Annotated in this window: 1 protein-coding gene; it reads right to left on the bottom strand. The window is 42.5% G+C overall.

The features are described from left to right. On the bottom strand, positions 1-463 hold a 463-nt coding region (locus ACNKXV_RS13330; RefSeq protein ID WP_470269805.1), incomplete at both ends, for a DUF7507 domain-containing protein.

The following is a 463-nucleotide window of genomic DNA, read 5'->3' as shown; positions in this document are numbered from 1 at the left end:
GTAAGCCCTGTTAAACTCACATTTCCTGTATTGGCTACAGAGATAGTGTAAGTAAGAGTAGAAGGCTCATCGATCGCTGTTAGATCTACCACATTGGTAATAGTAAGTTTCGCTTCTTTAGAAAGTGGAGTCTTTTCCTCATTACTGTTTACCGGACCTGTAGTTTCATCTGAATTAGCTACGGCAGTGTTTACCACTTCTCCAGCATCTACATCTGCCTGGGTGATGGTATAAGTAGCAGTAAAAGTTGAATTATCACTAGCTCCCGGAGCAAGGCTGATAGGCCCTCCGCTTACAGTTACTTTAGGATCGGTAACCTTGATGTTCGTCAATGTTACATTTCCAGTGTTGGTAACCGTAAAGGTATACGAGATGGTTTCACCTGCATCGGCATTTCCATCGTTATTAGTATCGTTGAAGGTGCCATCTTTAACCAGCGTCATAAGAGGATTCTGATCAATGG

Source organism: Christiangramia aquimixticola, from assembly GCF_048285835.1.
Lineage (GTDB): Bacteria > Bacteroidota > Bacteroidia > Flavobacteriales > Flavobacteriaceae > Christiangramia > Christiangramia aquimixticola.
This window is presented reverse-complemented; position numbering and strand designations above follow the sequence as displayed.